The following is a 23,392-nucleotide window of genomic DNA, read 5'->3' as shown; positions in this document are numbered from 1 at the left end:
TTTCTGGTGCGTACCGGGCTGAGAGGCGGTGTAAGTGAACTGTAGTTGCCATGTTTTACGGCAATGAGAGCAGAGATAGCGCTGATGTCCGGCAGTGCTTTTGCCGTTACGCACCACGCCTTCAGTAGCGGAGCAGGAAGGACATCTGATGGAAATGGAAGCCACGCAAGCACCTTAAAATCACCATCATACACTAAATCAGTAAGTTGGCAGCATTACCCAACATGACTTACATGAAATTAACGGCGGCTAAACGCATTGTTTTTTTTATATATTTATTTGTAATCCAGTTTTGGAAAAACGCCAGTTTTCAAACGAAAGTCAGTTAAAAAATCTGCCTGGATATAACGAAGGTAGAGCGGGGAAATAAACGGCCCATCCATGAGGAATAGGCCGTGAAAGGAGATTACGCGACCGGGCGCGCAATAATGCTGCGGGTTTCCATGCGGACTTCGGCAATGGTGACGTCAATAACGTCAGTTACTTTGTAAACCGTTTCACCTTTAATTTGTACAGTGCCGTTTTCCTGGCTGCAAACCAGTTCATCGCGCATAGCGTGTAAGAAAGGTGCCGGAATAAAGGCGATAGCGCCGTTATCAACCAAACGCACACGCATGCCGCCACGGCTGATATCGACAATTTCCGCTGCGAAACGGGTGTCGGTCCCGGCTTTGTCTTTCAGGAAGCGTGCGTATAACCAGTCACCAACATCACGTTCTGCCATCCGGTTGAGACGGCGACGCTCGGCCATTTGGACAGTGATTTCATCCTGTGGGCGCGTCGCAGTTTCGCCTTTGATAACCGCTTTCAGCAGACGGTGGTTGATCATGTCGCCATATTTACGGATCGGCGAAGTCCAGGTGGCGTATGCTTCCAGACCGAGGCCAAAGTGAGGACCGGGTTCAGTGCTAATTTCAGCAAATGACTGGAAGCGACGAATGCGGCTGTCGAGGAAACCAGTTGGTTGCGCGTCCAGTTCACGACGCAGTTTGCAGAAACCGTCCAGCGTGAGCACTTCTTCGGCATCGACATGCAGACCGTGCGTTTTCAGCAACGCTGCCAGCGCGTCGGCATTCGCCGGATCAAAGCCCATATGCACGTTATAGATGCCAAAACCGAGCTTATCGCGCAGTACGCGGGCCGCACAAATGTTAGCGGCAATCATCGCTTCTTCGACGATACGGTTGGCAATGCGACGAGGCTCGGCGACGATATCCAGCACTTCACCTTTTTCACCGAGAATAAAGCGGTAATCCGGGCGATCTTTAAACACCAGTGCGTGGTTATGACGCCACTCGCCGCGGCGTTGGCAAATTTGCGCTAGCAAACGGACTTGTTCGGCAATTGCTTCACTTTCAGGCTGCCAGTCACCGGTATTTTCCAGCCAGTCAGAAACCTGGTCATACACCAGCTTTGCTTTGGATTCGATGGTGGCGGCAAAGAATTCGATATTATCTTCAATGGCGCCATCAGCGGAGAGCGTCATGCGGCATGCCAGTACCGGGCGGACTTCATTGGCGCGCAGTGAGCAGAGATCGTCAGAAAGCTCGCGAGGCAGCATAGGGATGTTGAAGCCAGGCAGATAGTTGGTGAATGCGCGAATTTTCGCGGCTTTGTCCAGCTTGCTGCCTTCAGCAATCCACGCGGTTGGATCGGCAATCGCCACAATCAGCTGAAGTTTGTCATCCGGCAACGCCTTAGCGAAAAGGGCGTCATCCATATCTTCTGTGCTGGCACTGTCGATGGTGACAAAATCCAGCGCGGTCAGATCTTCACGAACCAGACCTTCATCGAGCATTTCGGTAGCGACGCCGTCTGGTGCTTCTTTTTCCAGATTATGGCGCGCAAGTGTAACCCACCACGGTACAAAGTGGTCGTCACCAAAAGTGATGTATTGTGTCAATTCAGCATAGAAAGAACGATCGCCTTTCAGCGGATGACGGCGCATTTCGGCAACCGCCCAGTCGCCTTCTTTAAACTCGTGGTTCAGGCCACGGGCTGCGCGGCAAGGAATGGCGTCTTTTAAGAGTGGATGATCAGGAACGATGGCCAGACGGTCATTTTTGCCCTGAACTTTACCCACGAAACGAGTCAGGAACGGTTCAACCAGTTCTTCTGGCTCTGCGGATTCACGTTCTTTTTCACTGTGGATCACCGCGATAATTCGGTCGCCATGCATGACTTTTTTCATCTGCGGCGGCGGAATGAAATAACTTTTTTGCGCGTCGACTTCCAGGAAGCCAAAGCCTTTTTCTGTGGCTTTTACCACCCCTTCAGCGCGTGGCGTCTGGGAATGCAGTTGCTGTTTAAGCTGCGCTAGCAGCGGGTTGTCCTGAAACATAATTGTCTATTTTGGTGGCCATTAGAGCGGCTGACAGTTTTACGCGAATCTGTCTGACGCGGCAAGGTTAATATGTCTCACCCAACGCGATTTTTAAGCGATTTATCCAGCCACAAAGCCCGCTCCATACCAGCAGATTAATAATCTGCGTTGATGATTGTTCGTGTTCGAGTAAAGGGCTGAACTGGGCGGTGCTAAAGCGATCGGGTGCTCGGGTCAGCCATTGTATCGCCTGAACGGTAGCGTGCTCAACAGAATGACGGTCAGCCCATTGGTTAATTTCATTTTCGCCCTTGCGCAGAAGGGGGCTGATTTTTTTATATTCATTTGATGAATCCATACAGGCGGCAAAACAAGCAGGACTGCCATTTATCCGCGCGCATAACAACGCCGCAAGCTTATTATCCGGCTGTGTATTAACCCGTGTACTGTTTAACAACCTTTCGAGAAGGGAAAGTGAAATAGGGTGGAGAGAGAGTGTTTCGGCCAGTTGGCAAAGTTCTGCTGTTGAACTTTTTGTGTACTCTTCAGGTAGTTTTTCCACCTCATAGCTGCTTCGCCAGCGTATTGATTCATCAGCAAACAGTGACGCGTCGGCGTAGTTTTGTATTTCCAGACCGGGTAACCAGCGTACCGGGTGCCCGAGATAAGCCTGAAGTGTCGCAATGGTCCGCGCCTGAAAGCCAATAAAACCAATGATTTGGTTAATGAACACACAGTCCCAGGCAGTAAGACCGACGTCATTCAGATGCTGGTGCGATCGGTTGTCGATAATAGAAGGCGAGCTAGCCAGTTGGCGGGCATATTGCGTGATTTGTGCCAACCTATGATTGCTTTCCCTAGAGGAATCAGGCCCGGGGAGCGGCGTAAGTCGCGCCGAATAGTAGTTACATAACCGCTGGACGCCGCAAACCTGAGCAACAGTCAGGGCCGTAGACAAGCGTTCATAAGCGGTGAAGGTCTGTGAACGGGTCACGGTAAGCTGGTCAGGGAACAATTCCACTGCAAGAACGCGCGCAGGGACCAGCTATGAAAGGAAGGGAGCCAGCGTTTCTTCATCAAGGATCACGTCGAGCAGAAAGGGATCGCTGACCTTTGCGGCTTCCGGGACCAGAGGCAGAACGTCATACTCCGCAGTACTGGATTGCGTTTCATGATACCAGTGGCTTTTGCCGGTGATGTGGCGTTGTTCCATGGGCGCTCCTTGGTCGTAAAGGAAATCGTTATCCTGACGCAAGGCGGGAAGGGGAGAAAGACGGATCGGCGATAACAAATATCAGAAAGGTATAACAGAGATAACGGGCGGCAGAACGCCGCCCAATATTTACCAACAGAATGATTATTTCAATTCGAGTTCGTTCATTGCAGCGATGCTGAAACCGCCGTCAACGTGGACCACTTCACCGGAGATACCGGCAGAGAGATCGGAGCACAGGAATGCCGCGGAGTTACCCACATCTTCAATAGTAACGGTACGGCGAATCGGGGTAACGGCTTCGCAATGAGCCAGCATTTTGCGGAAGTCTTTGATACCGGAAGCCGCCAGAGTACGGATCGGACCAGCAGAGATGGCGTTAACACGCACACCTTCCGGACCCATCGCGTTCGCCATATAGCGCACGTTCGCTTCCAGAGACGCTTTTGCCAGACCCATAACGTTGTAGTTCGGGATAGCGCGCTCAGCGCCAAGGTAGGAAAGGGTCAGCAGGGCAGAACCCGGATTCAGCATGGAGCGGCAAGCTTTTGCCATTGCAACGAAGCTGTAGGAGCTGATGTCGTGGGCAATTTTGAAGCCTTCACGGGTAACGGCGTTAACATAGTCACCATCCAGCTGATCGCCAGGTGCAAAACCAATAGAGTGTACGAAACCGTCAAATTTCGGCCAAACTTTCCCCAGTTCAGCGAACATGGTGTCGATGCTGGCATCTTCTGCAACATCGCACTGCAGAACGATGTCAGAACCCAATTGAGCGGCAAATTCTTCTACGCGGCCTTTCAGTTTGTCGTTCTGGTAGGTGAATGCCAGTTCAGCTCCTTCGCGGTGCATCGCCTGAGCGATACCGTAGGCGATGGATAGTTTGCTGGCAACACCGGTTACCAGAATGCGCTTACCGGAAAGAAAACCCATAGCTTTAATCCTTATTGTTGATGCTTGTTGTGCCTGAAAATCAGGCGATTCGTCGTTTTAGTAAACAGTACGAACAGATAAATGGTTATTATAATCAACCTGGCTGTGAGTAGCTATAGTTGCCAGGTCCGACCGGAGCAGGCTGCGGCAGGGTGGGCGCTTTTCCCCTTACACTAACCCTCTCCCCAGAGGGGCGAGGGGACCATATTGTGCAAATATTGTTACCCCAGCAACAAACAGGCTCATACAGCCCCTAACCCTTTTATGGCGATGGCTGGGATGGTTCAGACCTTGCCGAATATTCTCCAGCACTGTCTCCATGTTTTCACCACAACAGCTATTCGGCTCGGTCGGCCCCCTCGCCCTTTCAGGGTGAGGGTGATCGGCGGTCCAGCCCTGCGACTCAAGCCAGCTAGTGCGCCTGGTATCATAGGCAACTGCCAAATCATGCTGCCCACCATCCAGCTCAACGACTACGCGCGCCGAGCAGCAAGCAAAATCGAGAATGTAGCTCCCCACCGGATGTTGACGGCGAAATTTGAAATCACCAAAACGTCGGCTGCGAAGATATCGCCAGAGCTTTCGTTCCTGCAAAGTGAGATTGCGTCTTAAATCACGCGCATTTGATTTTATTTTATCCATCACCTCATTCAGACAAGATTTAATCTCTTGTCAGAATGAGGTGGATAATCTGGAAGGAGGATTCAGAAAATTAGCGATCTTTACGCCACGCATCCGCTGTCAATGCTTCGCCAAAGTGCCCGGCAATCAGCCGTTTGGTGAGTTCATGCAGCGGCGATGCCAGCACATCCGCGGTGCTGCCTCGCTCGACAACCTCGCCCTGATGCATCACCAGCACCTGGTCGCTAATGTGCTTCATCATTCCGATATGCTGGGTAACATAAATATACGAAATGCCCTGTTTTTCCTGTAACTCCAGCATCAGATTAATCAACTGCGAACGCATCGACATATCCAGTGAAGCGAGTGCTTCATCGGCAATAATGACTTTTGGGCGCAATATCAGCGCGCGCGCCAGACCCAGACGCTGTTTTTGTCCGGGTGCCAACATATGCGGATAGTAACTGACGTGATCCGGTAGCAGCCCAACCATACGCATCGTTTCAATAATCTGTTTGCGACGCTGTTCCGGTTCCAGGTCGGTGTTCAGGCGCAGTGGAAAATCCAGAATTTGCGAGATACGTTGACGGGGATTCAACGAGGTCGAAGGATCCTGAAAAATCATGCGAATACGCTGACTGCGGAAGGAATAATCGCCAAAATGCAGTGGATGATCGTCAATCAATAACTCGCCGCTGGTAGGCTCTATCATTCCCGCCAGCATTTTTGCCAGCGTGGATTTACCCGAACCATTCTCGCCAATAATCGCCAGTGTCTGGCCTTCACGTAGCGTAAAGCTCAAGGGTTTTACCGCTTCTACGGTCTGACGGCGAAACCAGCCGGTCCGGTAGCGGAACGTTTTACTTAAATTACGCACTTCAAGCAGCGTTTCGATCATCTCACTCTTTCTCCATGTTCAGCGGGAAATGACAGGCATAGAGATGATTTTTCGCCCCCGTCAAACGTGGCGTCACAATGCATTCTCGTTGTGCATACGGGCAACGTGGCCCCAGACGACAACCAATCGGTAACTGTTCCAGCAGTGGGATAGCGCCGGGCAGCGTATTGAGGCGACTTTTATGCGGCATCGCGCTGCCGAAGTCTGGTATCGCGCGGATCAGCGCCTGGGTATAAGGATGATGTGGCATCGTCACCAATTCCTTACTCGGCGCGGTTTCCACTGTTTGACCGCAGTAAAGCACGTTAACTTTATCCGCCCATTGGCTAAGCATTTGTAAGTCATGGCTGATAAGCAAAATAGTGGTATTGCTGTTTTGGTTGAGACGCGTCAGCAGGCGAAAGATTTGCGCCTGGGTTGTTGGCTCCATTGAGTTGGTCGGTTCGTCAGCAATCAGCAGACGCGGTTGATTCGCCAGTGCAATGGCTATCATCACTTTCTGACATTCACCTTCGGTCAACTCATAGGGAAAACTGCGCATCGCATCTTTGTGATCTTTAATCCCCACGCGGTGCAGCAGTTCAATGGCACGGCGTTTGCGCCAGCCAAAACGCTGCCACCAACGGCCTTTATAGGTCCAGGCTGGGATGTTTTGCATCAACTGGCGACCCACACGTTCTGAAGGGTCAAGACACGACTGCGGTTCCTGGAAAATCATCGACACGTTATGGCCAACCAGTTTGCGCCGTTCGCGTGCGGAGAGACGCAGCAAATCGATATCATCAAAACGCATACGGTCAGCAGTAACACGCCAGTTATCTTTATTCACCCCACAAATCGCTTTCGCAATCAAACTCTTGCCGGAACCGGATTCACCAACAAGACCGCGGATTTCACCTTCGGTTAAGGTCATACTTACCCGGTCGACGGCTTTAACCCACTCATCACCGGTTTTAAATTCAATGGTCAGGTTACGAATATCGAGTAATGGCATTATTCCACCCCCGCAATAATCGCACGACGAACGCCATCGCCAAGGAGGTTAACCAACAACACGCTAATCATAATTGCCGCACCTGGCAGCATGACAGTCCACGGGGCGACATAAATCAGTTCCAGCGCATCACCGAGCATCGCTCCCCATTCAGGCGAGGGGAGTTGTGCGCCGAGATCGAGAAAGCCCAGCGCGGCGATATCGAGAATTGCCATCGACAGTGCGCGGGTGATCTCGGTGACCAGCCCGGCGGTGATGTTTGGCATCACAGCAAACCAGAGAATATTCAGCGTTGATGCGCCATCCAGACGGGCGGCGATAACGTACTCTTTTTCCAGTTCGTCATGCACCATGCTGTAAATCGAACGTACCATACGCGGCAGCAATGCCAGCCAGACAGCAAACATAGCGTGGGACAAACTCGGTCCGGCAAACGCTACAACGATAATTGCCAACAGCAGCGAAGGGATCGCCAGTAAGGTATCCAGAATATGGTTAAGCACCGCTGAGCGGAGGCCGTGTGTCGCCCCGGCGAAGGTGCCCAGTACCAGGCCACAGATCGTCGCGGCAAGCGTCACCACAAATGCGCCACCCACGGTTGGCGCAGCTCCGCTCAGTAAACGGCTTAAAACATCGCGTCCGAGGTCGTCAGTCCCCAGGAAGAAAGAAACTTCGCCATAGCGCGACCATGATGGCGGCAATAATTGATAACCGAGAAATTGCTGGTCGATGCCGTAAGGCGCAAACCAGCCGCCAAAAATACACAGTACAGCCAGCCCCGCGCAGCCGTACAGGCCGACCATCGCAGAGGCGTCACTATAAAATTTGCGCCAGGCGGTACGCAGCGTGCCCGGCGGGCGCTTTTCGCTGTATACGCTATCGTAAGGCATACCATTCCTTATGTTTCAGAGGGTTAGCCATGGCACCCAAAATATCAGAAATCACGTTAACAATAATGACCAGTGAGCCACACACCATCACTCCGGCGGAAATGGCTGCGTAATCCTGCTGGCGGATGGCGTTAATTAACCAGCGCCCTAAACCCGGCCAGCTAAAAACCATTTCGGTGATCATCGCCAGCGTCAGCATGGTGGAAAACTGTAAGCCCAGGCGAGGAATAACCGGCGGTAACGCGTTATGCAGAACGTGGCGACGCAAAATAGTAAAGCGCGACAAACCGCGGGTCGCCGCCGCTTTTACATAGTTCTGGTCATACACTTCGATAGTGCTGATACGCATCAGGCGGATCACTTCAGTTGTTGGCGCAACCGACAGGGTGATCACGGGCAATATCATATGGCGGATTGCGCTCATGATCATTTCATCCCGCCATGGTGAGTCCGAAAGCCAGGCATCAATCAACGCAAAACCGGTAATCGGTTTCACTTCGTAGAGCAGATCGAAACGCCCTGAAACGGGCAACCAACCTAGCGTGAGTGAACAAAACAGCGTCAACAGAAGCGCCAGCCAGAACACCGGGATTGAAAAGCCCAGTAAGGCGATGGCGTTGATCAAGTTATCCTGCCACTTATGGCGCGTAATCCCGGCAATCATCCCCACGGGGATGCCAACAATCAGCGCAAAACCGAAGGCGAGGATGCACAGTTCCATCGTCGCCGGGAAGACCTCTTTTAACTGTTCGGCAATCGGTTGACCGTTAATGCTGGAAACACCAAAATCCCAGTGGATCAGGCCGTTAAACCAGAACACCCAGGCATTCCACAGTGACGCGCCTTGTAACGGCGCATGAGGGGTGAAATAGCTCAAGCTGAAGCCAACGAAGGTCAGCAGGAACAAGGTGACAATCAATAACAAAATGCGGCGTAAGGTGAAGATAATCATGGTTTTTTCACCTCATCCTGTTTCTCGCGATACACCCCAGCAAAGGAGGCGTTACCAAACGGGCTAAGTACCAGACCTTTGATATCGTACCGATAGGCCTGCAAACGCAATGACGACGCCAGCGGCAAAATGGGCAATTCCTGCGCCAGAATACTCTGCGCTTCGTCATAGGCTTCAATACGCGCCGCCAGCTGCTGCGAGGAGAGCGCCTTACGCAACACGCTGTCGAATTTCGGATCGCACCAGTGGGCGAGGTTGGTCTGTGAATGAATTGCCGCGCAGCTCAGTAAAGGACGGAAGAAACTGTCCGGGTCGTTACTGTCCGTCGCCCAACCGGATAACGTCAGATCATGGCTCATATCCATCAACCGCGCCTCCTGAAAGCGACCTTCTACCGGCACAATCACCACTTTTACGCCAACCTGCGCCATATCCGCCTGAATCAGTTCGGCAGTTTTCAGTGGACTGGGGTTCCACGCCTGCGAACGTGTGGCACCCACAGTTTCAGCGTTAAGTTTTCCAGCCCCAACGCCTTCAACTGTTCGCGCGATTTCGCCGGATTGTATTCAGTAATTTTAGCCTCGTTGTCATAGGCCCACGAGCGCGCGGTAAAATAGAGGCCGCCGTTTCAGCCGTACCATAATAGATGGATTGCATCAGGCGCTGGTTATTAATCGCCAGTGCCAGTGCATGGCGGACAGCGGGATTATTTAGCGGCGGTTTGGCGGTGTTAAATGCCAGATAGGCGACGTTCATCCCAGGACGCAGCGTTAAACGCAAGCGCGGGTCGTCACGCAAAATGGATAGCTGGCTGGCAGCAGGCCAGGCCAGAACGTCGCATTCCCCGGTCAGGAGTTTCGACAGACGTCCGGTGCCGCCGGAGCCTAAATCCACCACTACCTGCGGCATTAACGGTTTACCGCGCCAGAAGTCATCATGACGTTGTAGGCGAATAAATTGCCCGGCGCGGTATTCCGACAACTGATACGGACCGGTGCACCGGTTGACGGTCGAGTTGCTCCTGGCGATCTTCTTTCTCTAACTTCCGGGCATATTCTGCCGACATGACCGAAGCATAATGGGTTGCGAGGTGCCACAAAAAAGAAGCATCCGGCTGGGCGAGTCGGAACTCAACGGTATGATTATCCAGTTTGCGGACGCTTTTCACGTTATCGGCAAATTGCAGGCTGTCGAAGTAGGGGAAGTTGCTGCCGTTGACGTTATGCCACGGGTTGTTGCGGTCAAAAATTCGCTGGAAGGTAAACACCACATCGTCGGCATTCATTTTACGAGTGGGAGTAAACCAGTCGGTTTTTTGAAACGGAACATCGCGATGCAGGTGGAAGCGATAGGTCGCGCCGTTGTCGAGTACTTCCCAGCTTTCGGCAAGTTCCGGCATCAGGCGATAGGTATAGGGATCGACATCCAGCAGTCGATCATAAAACTGGGCGGCAAGGGTATCGACAATTAACCCACTGCTCGCTTTGGATGGGTTAAAGGTGTTGACTTGCCCGCTGACGCAATAGACAAAACCGCTGTCGCGGATATCAGCATGCGGGGGGGATTCAGGCGCGGCGATTGCCTGACCACTCACAAGTCCAGCAATCACCAAAAGAGACGATAATACCTGGCGCATAATATTAAGGGATTTTATGTAAAGAGGCTATCTTACTAATATTTAATGACATTTGCCATTACCGTTTGTGTTCAGGGGTCGTAATGAGGGCCGTGTGGTTGGTCGTTGAACAGGTGGCGTCGCCATCTGTTCAACATTCGTACCCGTGCTTTCTCTATAACTATAACTTACAGAACAACTTAGCGAGGAGCAGAGCGGTACGATCGTGAGAAACCCATTAAAGCACGCTGCAGAGCGTGTCATTGTTAGCCGGATGCGGCGTGAACGCTTTATCCGGACAACGATACTGACCGATCGTCTGCAATTAAATAATTACTCATTACCCCATTGATTCAAAAACTCTGCGATCTCATCAATGCGTACGGGATTAATCCCCGCTTCAGCAGCCATTTCATGTTGGGCTTCTTCGCTGATCTCTTCATTGTTCATCAAACGGGTGAGCAGTAACTGGAAGTAGTGGGCCAGCGGTGTGCGTTCAGCGTCTGCGACAGGCTCTGCGCATTCGGTCGCGTACTCATCGGCAATATCAAAATATTTTAGCGGGATATCGTGGTTCATTATTTGCCCCTGGGGTTAATGCGCTAAGCATAAGGGCGGATGATAGCACTCGTGATCCGGGTCATACATCTTTTTATAGTTAATGGCGCGGTGCATTACCCTCAGGCAGGATAATGCGCCGCGCATCCGACTATTACGTTTCACTCACCGGCGTTCTGTCACCATCATACAACGGCACTTTGCGATAGCGGCGGATCAGATACCATAAATATGCGCCGCCTAACGAAGCCCATACCAGACCGAGTGTCAGTGACGTTGACTCGAGGTTAACCCACAGCACACCCACCGTCAGCGCGCCAACCAGCGGCATCAGCAAATAGTGGAAGTGATCCTTCCAGCTTTTATTCATTCCTTTACGCCGCCAGAAATGATTAAACACCGACAGATTCACGAAGGTAAACGCCACCAGAGCACCGAAGTTAATTAACGCTGTGGCGGTAACTAAATCGAAGAACAGCGCCGACAACGCGACAATCCCGACCATAATGACGTTGAGTGCCGGAGTCCGCCATTTTGGGTGCACATAGCCAAACACGCGCTCCGGAAACACATTGTCACGCCCCATCACATACAGCAGACGCGACACGCTGGCATGTGAAGCCAGGCCAGAGGCTAACGTGTTCACAAACGTGGTGCAGAGGAAAATCGACTGGAAGAGCTTGCCGCCGACGTACAGCGCAATTTCAGGCAGTGCGGCATCCGGATCTTTAAAGCGGCTGATATCGGGAAAGAACAGCTGCATAAAGAACGACGCCGCGATAAAGATAACGCCACCGTAGACCGCCGTCAGGAAGATGGCTTTCGGGATCACGCGTGCGGCGTCCGGCGTCTCTTCCGAAAGCGTGGTCACCGCATCGAAACCGAGGAAGGAGAAACAGACAATCGTCGCCCCGGTAATAATCGGGATCAGGTGCGCGTTCTCGCTGATAAACGGCTGAAGTGACCAGACGGTGCCAACGCCTTCTCCTTTATGCAGTCCCTGAACTACCAGGAAGATAAACACCACCATGATGGAGATTTGCACCAGTACAAACAGGGTATTGAAGTTAGCGACCAGGTTGATGCTCTTCAGATTCGCGGCGGTTAAAATGGCGACGAAGGTTACTACCCACACCCACGGCGGCACTTCCGGGAAGAGGGCGGAGAGATAGATTTTCGCCAACAAGACGTTGATCATCGGCAAAAAGAGATAATCCAGCAGCGATGACCAGCCGACCATAAATCCGACGTGCGGGTTAATCGACTTTTGCGCGTAGGTATAGGCCGAACCGGCCTCCGGAAACTGGCGAACCAGTTTGCCGTAGCTGATAGCGGTAAACAGCACGCCCGCCAGCGCCAGCAAATAGGACGCCGGAACGTGACCGTCGCTAATGCCGGAGACAATACCAAAAGTATCAAATACGGTCATCGGCGTGAGATAGGCCAGACCCATCATCACCACCTGCCACAATTTCAGTGATTTTCGCAGACGGGTTTTGCCGGGTTGCGCAGCAATATTCAGTGGTGAATTAATAGCCATAATTGCTGCCTCCCCTGCGTAATAAGGTTTGCGGTCGTGTCGACCTGAAATCAAACCTGTTTAGCAAGGGAAGCAAAGGGGACGGAGTCCAGTCAGTAGCAGGAGGGGCGCATACGCAGCCTCCCTCGCCATGCGGGGATTTAATCATCGGCATCATCTCATTTCCTCGTCACAGTCTTAATCGTTAACGGAAGCCCGTTGCCGCCTGCGCTCCATAACGTGACATCCGGGAAATGTCTAGATTACCAGCAAATGTCAGGCCTGGCTCCGCTCAGGTCGATGAAACAACCCCGCAAGGGGTACTATGCGTTTTTCAACATCCACTCAATTTCTGTTTCTGTGATGAGGCGCTCAAACTGCAACAGCTCATCATTTTTACAGGCGTGATACACATGGCAAAACCGTTCGCCTAAATAGCGGCGCAGGTGATCATTCTCGATAAACTCACCCAGGGCATCGCTCTGGCGAATCGGGAAGGGTAAGCCTTCCTGTTCCAGCCCGTTGCCTTCGACTTCTTCCTGCAACGGCAGCTCGTTATCAAGGCCATGCAAAATACCGGCAAAAATCGCTGCCATCACCAGATATGGGTTGGCATCGGCACCCGCCACGCGATATTCCACGCGGTGATTATGACGGTCGCCGCACGGAATACGCAGGGCGACGGTGCGGTTGTTATGGCCCCACGACGCCTGCGTCGGCACATACATTCCCGGCTGGAAGCGGCGATACGAGTTCACGTTTGGTGCCAGCAACGCCATCGACGACGGCATCAGGTCAATCATCCCGGCGAGCATCTTTTTCAGCAGCGGCGAATCTTCGCCTTCTGTGTCAGAAAGCACATTCTCGCCACGATTATTTTGCATACTGATATGGATATGCATCCCGCTGCCCGCGTGCTCTTCATACGGCTTCGCCATAAAAGTGGCGTGCATCTTATGCTTTTCTGCCATCAGACGCACCAGGAGTTTTAGCGCCAGCGCATCATCGCAGGCTTCCAGCACGTTATCGGTATGGTAAAGGTTGATTTCAAACTGACCCGGCGAGGCTTCGGCGACCGCACCGTCGGCGGGAATTAACTGTAACTGCGCCAGTTCATCAATATCATTGAGCACGTCGGCGAAGTGGTTGAGGTTATCAACGGAGTAAACCTGGCTTTGTGTATTGCGGTCATCGGTGCCGGGCGCGCAGGGCGGTTGCAGATACCCTTCAGCGTCGCGCTGACGATCCAGTAAATAGAACTCCAGCTCTACCGCTACAACCGGGAACAATCCGCGCTGGCGTAGCTGCTGCCACAGGCGGTTAAGAACGTTCCGCGGCTCAACGTCAAAGGGAGCGCCATCTTCATCGACCATGGTCAGGAGAATCTGACCGATAAACTCTGGATCGGCGGCAGAAGGGGTTAAGGAACCGAGAACAGGAACACAAGTACGATCCGGCTCGCCCATTTCCTGACCCAGACCCGCTTCTTCTACTACGTTGCCCAGAATATCCATTGCAAACACCGAGGCCGGGAAATAACACCCTTTCTCCAACTTCTTCAGGCTTGAAACAGGGATACGTTTTCCACGGAAGCAACCATACAAATCAGTAAGTAAAACATCAACATATTGCGTATTCGGGTAGCGCTCCAGGTAGCGTTTCACTTCCTGCGTAAAGGCGCTACCCCGCCTCTCTTCTGGCTGCTGAACAAAGTTCTCTACTTCAACGATATTGGTTTCCATGATTCTTCGCCTTTGGTTTGTTTTCCGCTCGTTATCAAAGCGTAAAATATAATGACCACCATTCGAATCTGTATGCAAACTAAATGTTCGTCAAATGTTAAATTTAGTTTGCAAAAATGAAAACCAACTGCTAGATTGAAAAAATATTGAACATAAAGGTCATTTAAAGCGCAGTAATGGCGATAATTTAGTCCACTTTGTGAGATTGAGCATGGAAAATATAATGAACAATCCGGTTATCGGTGTCGTAATGTGCAGGAACAGGCTTAAGGGTCATGCGACCCAGACTCTGCAAGAAAAGTACCTGAATGCCATCATCCACGCAGGCGGCTTGCCAATTGCGCTACCACATGCGCTGGCGGAACCGTCGTTACTTGAACAACTTTTGCCGAAACTCGATGGCATTTATCTTCCTGGTAGTCCCAGCAATGTGCAGCCGCACCTATATGGTGAAAACGGCGATGAGCCTGACGCCGATCCCGGGCGTGATCTTCTGAGCATGGCGATAATTAATGCCGCACTCGAAAGGCGCATCCCCATTTTCGCCATCTGCCGGGGTTTACAAGAACTGGTGGTGGCAACCGGTGGTTCGTTGCATCGCAAGCTGTGCGAACAGCCTGAATTGCTGGAACATCGGGAAGATCCGAACTGCCGGTGGAACAGCAATATGCACCGTCGCATGAAGTTCAGGTTGAAGAGGGGGGATTACTGTCTGCGTTGTTACCTGAATGTAGCAACTTTTGGGTAAACTCTCTACATGGACAAGGGGCGAAGGTCGTTAGCCCACGGTTGCGTGTTGAAGCTCGCTCGCCGGATGGCTTAGTTGAGGCGGTTAGCGTCATCAATCATCCTTTTGCGCTGGGCGTACAGTGGCACCCGGAATGGAACAGTAGCGAGTACGCGCTTTCGCGTATATTGTTCGAGGGCTTTATCACCGCTTGTCAGCACCATATCGCTGAAAAACAGCGACTCTGACCACTACAGTTTAAGGAAATGCAAATATGAGTGATGAGGGACTGGCGCCAGGAAAACGCTTGTCGGAAATCCGCCAGCAGCAGGGGCTTTCACAACGTCGTGCCGCCGAACTCTCCGGGCTGACTCACAGTGCTATCTGTACGATAGAACAAGATAAAGTCAGTCCTGCCATCAGTACGCTGCAAAAGCTGCTGAAGGTGTATGGTCTGTCACTCTCGGAATTCTTTTCCGAGCCGGAAAAACCTGATGAGCCGCAGGTCGTCATTAATCAGGACGACTTAATTGAGATGGGCAGTCAGGGTGTGTCAATGAAGCTGGTTCATAACGGTAACCCGAATCGCACGCTGGCGATGATCTTTGAAACGTACCAGCCGGGCACAATCACTGGGGAAAGAATTAAGCATCAGGGTGAGGAAATAGGCACAGTACTGGAAGGTGAAATTGTTCTGACGATTAATGGTCAGGATTACCACCTCGTCGCGGGTCAAAGTTATGCCATTAATACCGGCATCCCGCACAGTTTCAGTAATACGTCGGCAGGTATTTGCCGAATTATCAGCGCCCATACGCCCACCACGTTTTAATCTTTTTGTTCTGTAAGCCGGGTAAGCGCAATGCGCCCGGCAATCTATACACAAAATCATTCAAGTTGCATCAAGGCGGCAAGTGAGCGAATCCCGATGAGCTTACTCAGGTAAGTGATTCGGGGGAGCGAACGCAGCCAAGGCAGAGGCGGCTTGAAGGATGAAGTGTATATAAAGAATGTCGCCAGAAATAAACGGGCATACGGCCCGGGGAGCTCTGCGCCCTGACGTTCACAAACTGCATATATCTGATAGACGTGAAACAGGAGTCATAATGAATTTTCATCATCTGGATTACTGGCAGGATAAAGCGTTAAGTCTCGCCATTGAAAATCGCTTATTTATTAACGGTGAATATACTGCTGCGGCGGAAAATGAAACCTTTGAAACCGTTGATCCGGTCACCCAGGCACCGCTGGCGAAAATTGCCCGCGGCAAGAGCGTCGATATCGACCGTGCGGTGAGCGCAGCACGCGGCGTATTTGAACGCGGCGACTGGTCACTCTCTTCTCCGGCTAAACGTAAAGCGGTACTGAATAAACTCGCCGATTTAATGGAAGCCCACGCCGAAGAGCTGGCACTGCTGGAAACTCTCGACACCGGCAAACCGATTCGTCACAGTCTGCGTGATGATATTCCCGGCGCGGCGCGCGCCATTCGCTGGTACGCCGAAGCGATCGACAAAGTGTATGGCGAAGTGGCGACCACCAGTAGCCATGAGCTGGCGATGATCGTGCGTGAACCGGTCGGCGTGATTGCCGCCATCGTGCCGTGGAACTTCCCGCTGTTGCTGACTTGCTGGAAACTCGGCCCGGCGCTGGCGGCGGGAAACAGCGTGATTCTAAAACCGTCTGAAAAATCACCGCTCAGTGCGATTCGTCTCGCGGGGCTGGCGAAAGAAGCAGGCTTGCCGGATGGTGTGTTGAACGTGGTGACGGGTTTTGGTCATGAAGCGGGGCAGGCGCTGTCGCGTCATAACGATATCGACGCCATTGCCTTTACCGGTTCAACCCGTACCGGGAAACAGCTGCTGAAAGATGCGGGCGACAGCAACATGAAACGCGTCTGGCTGGAAGCGGGCGGCAAAAGCGCCAACATCGTTTTCGCCGATTGTTCGGATCTGCAAAAAGCGGCGAGCTCCACCGCAGCAGGCATCTTCTACAACCAGGGTCAGGTGTGCATCGCCGGAACACGCCTGTTGCTGGAAGAGAGCATCGCCGATGAATTCTTAGCCCTGTTAAAACAGCAGGCGCAAAACTGGCAGCCGGGCCATCCGCTTGACCCCGCAACCACCATGGGCACTTTAATCGACTGCGCCCACGCCGACTCGGTCCATAGCTTTATTCGTGAGGGCGAAGGCAAAGGGCAACTGCTGCTGGATGGCCGTAACGCCGGGCTGGCTGCCGCCATCGGCCCGACCATCTTTGTGGATGTAGACCCGAATGCGTCCTTAAGCCGCGAAGAGATTTTCGGTCCGGTGCTGGTGGTCACGCGTTTCACATCAGAAGAACAGGCGCTACAGCTTGCCAACGACAGCCAGTACGGCCTTGGCGCGGCGGTATGGATGCGCGACCTCTCCCGCGCGCACCGTATGAGCCGCCGCCTGAAAGCCGGTTCCGTCTTCGTCAATAACTACAACGACGGCGATATGACCGTGCCGTTTGGTGGCTATAAGCAGAGCGGCAACGGTCGCGACAAATCCCTGCATGCCCTTGAAAAATTCACCGAACTGAAAACCATCTGGATAAGCCTGGAGGCCTGAAATGACCGAACATACCAGCAGTTATTACGCCGCCAGTGCGAATAAATACGTGCCATTCGACACCCTGAATGAGTCAATCACCTGCGACGTTTGCGTGGTTGGCGGCGGCTATACCGGGCTCTCCTCCGCGCTGCATCTGGCGGAAGCGGGCTTTGACGTAGTGGTTCTCGAAGCCTCACGCATCGGCTTTGGCGCAAGCGGGCGCAATGGCGGGCAGCTTGTGAACTCCTACAGCCGCGACATCGACGTGATCGAAAAAAGCTACGGCATGGACACCGCCCCTATGCTCGGCAGCATGATGTTCGAAGGTGGTGAGATCATCCGCGAACGTATCAAACGTTATCAGATTGACTGCGACTACCGCCCCGGCGGCCTGTTTGTGGCGATGAATGATAAACAGCTCGCCACACTTGAAGAGCAGAAAGAGAACTGGGAACGCTACGGCAATAAACAGCTGGAATTGCTGGACGCCAACGCCATTCGCCGTGAAGTAGCCAGCGATCGCTATACCGGTGCGCTGCTGGATCACAGCGGTGGGCATATTCACCCGCTAAACCTCGCCATTGGCGAAGCGGACGCCATCCGCCTCAACGGCGGGCGCGTGTATGAACTTTCTGCCGTGACGCAGATCCAGCACACCACGCCAGCCGTTGTGCGCACTGCCAAAGGTCAGGTGACGGCGAAGTATGTGATTGTCGCCGGGAATGCGTATCTGGGCGATAAAGTAGAGCCGGAACTGGCGAAACGCAGCATGCCGTGCGGCACGCAGGTGATCACCACCGAACGGCTGTCGGAAGATTTAGCCCGTTCGCTGATCCCGAAAAACTACTGTGTGGAAGACTGTAATTATCTGCTTGATTACTACCGTCTTACCGCCGACAACCGTTTGCTGTACGGCGGCGGCGTGGTCTACGGCGCGCGCGACCCGGATGACGTTGAGCGTCTTGTTGTGCCGAAACTGCTGAAAACCTTCCCGCAGCTGAAGGGCGTCAAAATCGACTATCGCTGGACGGGCAACTTCCTGCTGACCCTTTCACGGATGCCGCAGTTCGGTCGCCTCGATACCAACATCTATTACATGCAGGGCTACAGCGGCCACGGCGTCACCTGTACCCACCTCGCCGGGCGTTTGATTGCTGAACTGCTGCGCGGTGACGCCGAGCGTTTCCATGCCTTCGCCAATCTGCCGCATTACCCGTTCCCCGGCGGGCGCACGCTGCGCGTGCCATTTACCGCGATGGGCGCGGCTTATTACAGCCTGCGCGATCGTCTGGGCGTTTAATTTCCGATTAACAGTGAAGAGTCAAAAGGTGTGAAACATGAGCAACAATGAATTCCATCAGCGTCGTCTTTCTGCTACCCCACGCGGGGTTGGCGTGATGTGTAACTTCTTCGCCCAGTCGGCAGAAAACGCTACGCTGAAGGACGTAGAGGGCAACGAATACATCGATTTCGCCGCAGGCATTGCGGTGCTGAATACCGGGCATCGCCACCCTGATCTGGTCGCGGCGGTGGAGCAGCAATTGCAACAGTTTACCCACACGGCGTATCAGATTGTGCCGTACGAAAGCTACGTCACGCTGGCGGAGAAAATTAACGCCCTTGCCCCAGTGAGCGGGCAGGCTAAAACCGCATTCTTCACTACCGGCGCGGAAGCGGTGGAAAACGCGTTGAAAATTGCTCGCGCCCATACCGGACGACCTGGCGTGATTGCGTTTAGCGGCGGCTTCCACGGTCGTACATATATGACCATGGCGCTGACCGGAAAAGTTGCGCCGTACAAAATCGGCTTCGGCCCGTTCCCTGGTTCGGTGTATCACGTACCTTATCCGTCAGATTTACACGGCATTTCAACACAGGACTCCCTCGACGCCATCGAACGCTTGTTTAAATCGGACATTGAAGCGAAGCAGGTGGCGGCCATTATTTTCGAACCGGTGCAGGGCGAGGGCGGTTTCAACGTTGCGCCAAAAGAGCTGGTTGCCGCCATTCGCCGCCTGTGCGACGAGCACGGTATTGTGATGATTGCCGATGAAGTGCAAAGCGGCTTTGCGCGTACCGGTAAACTGTTTGCCATGGATCATTACGCCGATAAGCCGGACTTAATGACGATGGCGAAAAGCCTCGCGGGCGGGATGCCGCTTTCGGGCGTGGTCGGTAACGCGAATATTATGGACGCGCCCGCGCCGGGCGGGTTGGGTGGCACCTACGCCGGGAACCCGCTGGCGGTGGCTGCCGCGCACGCGGTGCTCAATATTATCGACAAAGAATCACTCTGCGAACGCGCGAATCAACTGGGCCAGCGTCTCAAAAACACGTTGATTGATGCCAAAGAAAGCGTTCCGGCCATTGCTGCGGTACGCGGCCTGGGGTCGATGATTGCGGCAGAGTTTAACGATCCGCAAACGGGCGAGCCGTCAGCGGCGATTGCACAGAAAATCCAGCAACGCGCGCTGGCGCAGGGGCTGCTCCTGCTGACCTGTGGCGCATACGGCAACGTGATTCGCTTCCTGTATCCGCTGACCATCCCGGATGCGCAATTCGATGCGGCAATGAAAATTTTGCAGGATGCGCTGAGCGATTAATAGCCCAACGCAATAATGTCTGATGCGCTGCGCTTATCAGGCCTGCAAACGACTTATTGATTATGTATGCCGAATAAAGCATTCACGCCGCATCCGGCAAGTTGTATTGCTCAACTTCGCTAAATCTGGTGCTTTTTCAACAACGCGCGGAACTGATGATAAGTTAACCCCAGTAATTCAGCTGCGCGCTTCTGGTTATATTTCCCTTGTTGCAAACTGAGTTGCAGCAACTCTTTTTCCTGCTGCATCTGAAACTCACGTAAATCCAGCGGCAGTGTTGGAAGCGAGGTGGTTTCTGAAACGGCGATAGCGTCTTCAGGCGGACGCCGTTTAAAGGGATCAATAATGATGTCATCAAGCGGATAATCGCTGGTGCCGTGGCGATACACTGAACGTTCCACCACGTTTTTCAATTCACGAATATTTCCCGGCCAACGATAATTCAGCAATGTTTCTCTGGCGCGCTCCGTAAACCCCGGGAACAGAGGCAGCTTGATTTCCCGACACATCTGGATGGCAAAGTGTTCTGCCATCAACATTATGTCGCTTTCGCGCTCGCGCAGTGGTGGCAGTTGTACAACATCAAAAGCCAGTCGGTCGAGCAGGTCAGCGCGAAAAGTGCCTTCATTGACCGTCGCCGGGAGATCGGCATTCGTCGCGCATACCAACCGCACATTCACCTGCAATGGCTGGCTGCCGCCAACGCGCTCCAGTTCACCGTACTCAATCACGCGCAATAATTTCTCCTGCACCATCATCGGTGCCGTAGCGAGTTCATCAAGAAATAGCGTACCGCCGTCGGCACGTTCAAATCTCCCTAGATGACGTTTTTGCGCACCGGTAAACGCCCCCGCTTCGTGACCAAACAGTTCGGAATCCAGCAGATTTTCATTTAACGCCGCGCAGTTAAGGGAAATAAACGGCCCTTGCCAACGGGAGGAGAGATAATGCAGGCGGCTGGCAATCAGCTCTTTACCGGTGCCGCGTTCGCCGATGATGAGCACCGGTTTGTCCAGCGGTGCGAGATGCGAAACCTGTTCCAGCACTTCGAGAAAGCTGTTCGCCTCACCAAGTAAATTATCTTTGTATTCTGCCATGATGAAATTCGCCACTTGTTAGTGTAATTCGCTAATTCATCCTGGCATGTTGCTGATGATTCTTCAATCAGATCTTTATAAATCAAAAAGATAAAAAATTGGCACGCAAATTGTATTAACAGTTCAGCAGGACAATCCTGAACGCAGAAATCAAGAGGACAACATTATGGGTATTTTTTCTCGCTTTGCCGACATCGTGAATGCCAACATCAACGCTCTGTTAGAGAAAGCGGAAGATCCACAGAAACTGGTGCGTCTGATGATCCAGGAGATGGAAGATACACTGGTTGAAGTACGTTCTACTTCGGCGCGTGCGTTGGCAGAAAAGAAACAGCTGACTCGCCGTATTGAACAAGCGTCGGCGCGTGAAGTTGAATGGCAGGAAAAAGCCGAACTGGCGCTGCTGAAAGAGAGAGAGGATTTGGCACGTGCGGCGTTAATTGAAAAACAGAAACTGACCGATCTGATTAAGAGTCTGGAACATGAAGTGACGCTGGTGGACGATACGCTGGCACGCATGAAGAAAGAGATCGGTGAGCTGGAAAACAAATTGAGCGAAACACGCGCTCGCCAGCAGGCATTGATGTTACGCCATCAGGCGGCAAACTCGTCGCGCGATGTGCGTCGTCAGCTGGACAGTGGCAAACTGGATGAAGCAATGGCTCGTTTCGAATCTTTCGAACGTCGTATTGACCAGATGGAAGCGGAAGCAGAAAGCCACAGCTTCGGTAAACAAAAATCGCTGGACGATCAGTTTGCCGAACTGAAAGCCGATGATGCAATCAGTGAACAACTGGCACAATTAAAAGCCAAAATGAAGCAAGACAATCAATAATAACATCCAGGCGGCGTCCGAACGCGCCGCCGCTCATCGTCTAAGGAGTACTTATGAGCGCGCTATTTCTGGCTATTCCGTTAACCATTTTTGTGCTGTTTGTTTTACCGATCTGGTTATGGCTGCATTACAGCAATCGTTCTGGTCGCAGTGAATTGTCGCAAAGTGAGCAGCAGCGATTAGCGCAACTGGCTGATGAAGCAAAACGGATGCGCGAACGTATTCAGGCGCTGGAATCTATTCTTGATGCAGAACATCCGAACTGGAGGGATCGCTAATGGCGGGCATTAATCTCAATAAAAAATTATGGCGTATTCCACAGCAGGGCATGGTCCGCGGCGTCTGCGCCGGGATTGCCAACTATTTTGATGTACCGGTAAAACTGGTGCGTATCCTGGTGGTGCTGTCGATTTTCTTCGGTCTGGCGCTGTTTACCCTGGTTGCTTACATCATTTTGTCATTTGCGCTTGATCCAATGCCGGACAACATGGCCTTTGGTGAGCAGCTACCCTCCAGCAGCGAATTGCTGGATGAAGTCGACCGTGAACTGGCGGCAAGTGAAACGCGTTTACGCGAGATGGAACGTTATGTCACTTCCGATACTTTCACGTTACGTAGCCGTTTCCGTCAACTGTGAGGAAAGTTATGAATACTCGCTGGCAACAGGCCGGGCAAAAGGTAAAGCCTGGTTTCAAATTAGCAGGCAAGCTGGTACTTCTTACCGCACTGCGCTATGGCCCGGCGGGTGTAGCGGGCTGGGCGATAAAATCAGTTGCTCGCCGACCGCTGAAAATGTTGCTGGCTGTGGCGCTGGAACCGCTGTTAAGTCGGGCTGCTAATAAACTGGCACAGCGTTATAAAAGGTGAGGGGAGTTTCGCAAAAATTGTTAAATCTCAGGCGTATAATGGATGGCAATTTTCATCCATAGAAGGACGCTTACATGTTTAAAAAAGGCTTACTTGCTCTGGCACTGGTGTTTTCACTGCCCGTTTTCGCCGCTGAACACTGGATCGATGTTCGTGTTCCAGAGCAGTATCAGCAAGAGCACGTTCAGGGGGCCATCAATATTCCCCTGAAGGAAGTGAAAGAGCGCATTGCCACCGCCGTTCCGGATAAAAACGACACCGTGAAAGTGTATTGCGGTAATGACTCCAACTTATTGATAGTGTTTTATGTTCAGATAATGCCCGATGACTTTGTCATGCAGCTCCACCGATTTTGAGAACGACAGCGACTTCCGTCCCAGCCTTGCCAGGTGCTGCCTCAGATTCAGGTTATGCCGCTCAATTCGCTGC

At 52.6% G+C, this 23,392-nt stretch carries 22 protein-coding genes and 5 pseudogenes; 11 read left to right on the top strand and 16 right to left on the bottom strand.

Annotation, left to right across the window (positions count from 1 at the left end; all coding sequences use genetic code 11):
* The coding region (locus BGK49_RS28205; protein WP_047664789.1) for an IS1 family transposase at positions 1–165 on the bottom strand (165 nt) is incomplete at its 3' end.
* A gap of 59 nt (positions 166–224) precedes the next feature.
* Here BGK49_RS28205 and BGK49_RS19180 point away from each other — a divergent pair.
* A complete protein-coding gene (locus BGK49_RS19180) occupies positions 225–329 on the top strand; it encodes a hypothetical protein (protein WP_000221855.1) in 105 nt (34 codons plus the stop codon).
* 77 nt (positions 330–406) lie between these two features.
* Here the strand turns inward: BGK49_RS19180 and rnb are convergent, their stop codons facing one another.
* The 13 genes and pseudogenes from rnb to puuA all read right to left on the bottom strand — a co-directional run bounded on the left by rnb (position 407) and on the right by puuA (position 14,258).
* Positions 407–2,341, bottom strand: a complete 1,935-nt coding sequence (rnb, locus tag BGK49_RS19175; RefSeq protein ID WP_000484972.1) for an exoribonuclease II — start codon at positions 2,339–2,341, stop codon at positions 407–409.
* A gap of 67 nt (positions 2,342–2,408) precedes the next feature.
* Positions 2,409–3,536: pseudogene (locus BGK49_RS19170) on the bottom strand (carboxymuconolactone decarboxylase family protein).
* A gap of 144 nt (positions 3,537–3,680) precedes the next feature.
* Positions 3,681–4,469, bottom strand: a complete 789-nt coding sequence (fabI, locus tag BGK49_RS19160; protein ID WP_000506490.1) for an enoyl-ACP reductase FabI — start codon at positions 4,467–4,469, stop codon at positions 3,681–3,683.
* A gap of 273 nt (positions 4,470–4,742) precedes the next feature.
* Positions 4,743–5,114 (bottom strand): annotated as a pseudogene (locus BGK49_RS31260) (DUF559 domain-containing protein); the annotation flags it as partial.
* Positions 5,115–5,181: 67 nt separating this feature from the next.
* The gene (gene sapF / locus BGK49_RS19150; RefSeq protein ID WP_000573407.1) at positions 5,182–5,988 is read right to left on the bottom strand and encodes a peptide ABC transporter ATP-binding protein SapF; all 807 of its coding nucleotides are present in this window, start codon (positions 5,986–5,988) and stop codon (positions 5,182–5,184) included.
* A 1-nt stretch (position 5,989) separates the two neighbouring features.
* On the bottom strand, positions 5,990–6,982 hold the full coding sequence (gene sapD, locus BGK49_RS19145; protein WP_001128861.1) for a peptide ABC transporter ATP-binding protein SapD: 993 nt from the start codon (positions 6,980–6,982) through the stop codon (positions 5,990–5,992).
* Complete coding sequence (gene sapC / locus BGK49_RS19140) at positions 6,982–7,872, bottom strand: peptide ABC transporter permease SapC (RefSeq protein ID WP_001146163.1); 891 nt, start codon at positions 7,870–7,872, stop codon at positions 6,982–6,984. Before sapC ends, sapD begins: the two co-directional genes overlap by 1 nt.
* Entirely contained in the window at positions 7,859–8,824 is a 966-nt protein-coding gene (gene sapB / locus BGK49_RS19135) for a putrescine export ABC transporter permease SapB (RefSeq protein ID WP_000583277.1), read from the bottom strand. Before sapB ends, sapC begins: the two co-directional genes overlap by 14 nt.
* Positions 8,821–10,460: pseudogene (gene sapA / locus BGK49_RS31455) on the bottom strand (ABC transporter substrate-binding protein SapA). The gene sapB and the pseudogene sapA overlap by 4 nt, the downstream one beginning before the upstream one ends.
* Positions 10,461–10,772: 312 nt before the next feature.
* Complete coding sequence (locus BGK49_RS19120; RefSeq protein WP_001015099.1) at positions 10,773–11,018, bottom strand: YmjA family protein; 246 nt, start codon at positions 11,016–11,018, stop codon at positions 10,773–10,775.
* A 133-nt stretch (positions 11,019–11,151) separates the two neighbouring features.
* Positions 11,152–12,537 carry a putrescine/proton symporter PuuP gene (gene puuP / locus BGK49_RS19115; protein ID WP_000996853.1) on the bottom strand — a complete coding sequence of 462 codons (1,386 nt, stop codon included), beginning with the start codon at positions 12,535–12,537 and terminating at the stop codon, positions 11,152–11,154.
* Positions 12,527–12,691, bottom strand: a complete 165-nt coding sequence (locus BGK49_RS29815) for a YmjE family protein (protein ID WP_128622410.1) — start codon at positions 12,689–12,691, stop codon at positions 12,527–12,529. The genes puuP and BGK49_RS29815 overlap by 11 nt, the downstream gene beginning before the upstream one ends.
* Before the next feature lie 148 nt (positions 12,692–12,839).
* Positions 12,840–14,258: a glutamate-putrescine ligase gene (gene puuA, locus BGK49_RS19110; RefSeq protein WP_005041747.1), complete on the bottom strand. Its 1,419-nt coding sequence runs from the start codon at positions 14,256–14,258 to the stop codon at positions 12,840–12,842.
* A 211-nt stretch (positions 14,259–14,469) separates the two neighbouring features.
* Between puuA and puuD the strand changes: the two are divergent.
* From puuD to puuE, 5 genes and pseudogenes are all read left to right on the top strand, one after another.
* Positions 14,470–15,233 (top strand): annotated as a pseudogene (puuD, locus tag BGK49_RS19105) (gamma-glutamyl-gamma-aminobutyrate hydrolase).
* Between the two features lie 26 nt (positions 15,234–15,259).
* On the top strand, positions 15,260–15,817 hold the full coding sequence (gene puuR, locus BGK49_RS19100; RefSeq protein WP_001278719.1) for an HTH-type transcriptional regulator PuuR: 558 nt from the start codon (positions 15,260–15,262) through the stop codon (positions 15,815–15,817).
* Between the two features lie 274 nt (positions 15,818–16,091).
* On the top strand, positions 16,092–17,579 hold the full coding sequence (puuC, locus tag BGK49_RS19095; protein WP_001009168.1) for an aldehyde dehydrogenase PuuC: 1,488 nt from the start codon (positions 16,092–16,094) through the stop codon (positions 17,577–17,579).
* A gap of 1 nt (position 17,580) precedes the next feature.
* Positions 17,581–18,861, top strand: a complete 1,281-nt coding sequence (gene puuB / locus BGK49_RS19090) for a gamma-glutamylputrescine oxidase (RefSeq protein ID WP_000134890.1) — start codon at positions 17,581–17,583, stop codon at positions 18,859–18,861.
* Positions 18,862–18,898: 37 nt separating this feature from the next.
* The gene (gene puuE, locus BGK49_RS19085) at positions 18,899–20,164 is read left to right on the top strand and encodes a 4-aminobutyrate transaminase (protein ID WP_000069213.1); all 1,266 of its coding nucleotides are present in this window, start codon (positions 18,899–18,901) and stop codon (positions 20,162–20,164) included.
* Positions 20,165–20,283: 119 nt separating this feature from the next.
* On the opposite strand, the gene pspF is transcribed toward puuE, so the two are convergent.
* A complete protein-coding gene (gene pspF / locus BGK49_RS19080; RefSeq protein WP_005041727.1) occupies positions 20,284–21,261 on the bottom strand; it encodes a phage shock protein operon transcriptional activator in 978 nt (325 codons plus the stop codon).
* Positions 21,262–21,427: 166 nt separating this feature from the next.
* Here pspF and pspA point away from each other — a divergent pair, with 166 nt between their 5' ends.
* The 5 genes and pseudogenes from pspA to pspE form a co-directional block, all read left to right on the top strand.
* A complete protein-coding gene (gene pspA, locus BGK49_RS19075; protein ID WP_000511025.1) occupies positions 21,428–22,096 on the top strand; it encodes a phage shock protein PspA in 669 nt (222 codons plus the stop codon).
* Between the two features lie 53 nt (positions 22,097–22,149).
* Entirely contained in the window at positions 22,150–22,374 is a 225-nt protein-coding gene (gene pspB, locus BGK49_RS19070; RefSeq protein WP_001274963.1) for an envelope stress response membrane protein PspB, read from the top strand.
* Positions 22,374–22,733 carry an envelope stress response membrane protein PspC gene (gene pspC, locus BGK49_RS19065; RefSeq protein ID WP_000907387.1) on the top strand — a complete coding sequence of 120 codons (360 nt, stop codon included), beginning with the start codon at positions 22,374–22,376 and terminating at the stop codon, positions 22,731–22,733. Before pspB ends, pspC begins: the two co-directional genes overlap by 1 nt.
* Before the next feature lie 8 nt (positions 22,734–22,741).
* Positions 22,742–22,963 (top strand): phage shock protein PspD, encoded by a 222-nt coding sequence (gene pspD, locus BGK49_RS19060; RefSeq protein WP_001295585.1) that lies wholly within the window; start codon positions 22,742–22,744, stop codon positions 22,961–22,963.
* Positions 22,964–23,037: 74 nt separating this feature from the next.
* Positions 23,038–23,238 (top strand): annotated as a pseudogene (pspE, locus tag BGK49_RS19055) (thiosulfate sulfurtransferase PspE); the annotation flags it as partial.
* Between the two features lie 15 nt (positions 23,239–23,253).
* On the opposite strand, the gene BGK49_RS28195 reads toward pspE, so the two are convergent.
* Positions 23,254–23,392, bottom strand: a 139-nt coding sequence (locus BGK49_RS28195) for an IS1 family transposase (protein ID WP_021514769.1), incomplete at its 5' end; no start/stop codon positions are given.

It is taken from the genome of Shigella sp. FC1544, assembly GCF_001722145.1.
In the GTDB taxonomy this organism is placed as follows: domain Bacteria; phylum Pseudomonadota; class Gammaproteobacteria; order Enterobacterales; family Enterobacteriaceae; genus Escherichia; species Escherichia coli.
The sequence above is the reverse complement of the archived record's forward strand: the minus strand, read 5'-3'. Positions and strand labels throughout refer to the sequence as shown.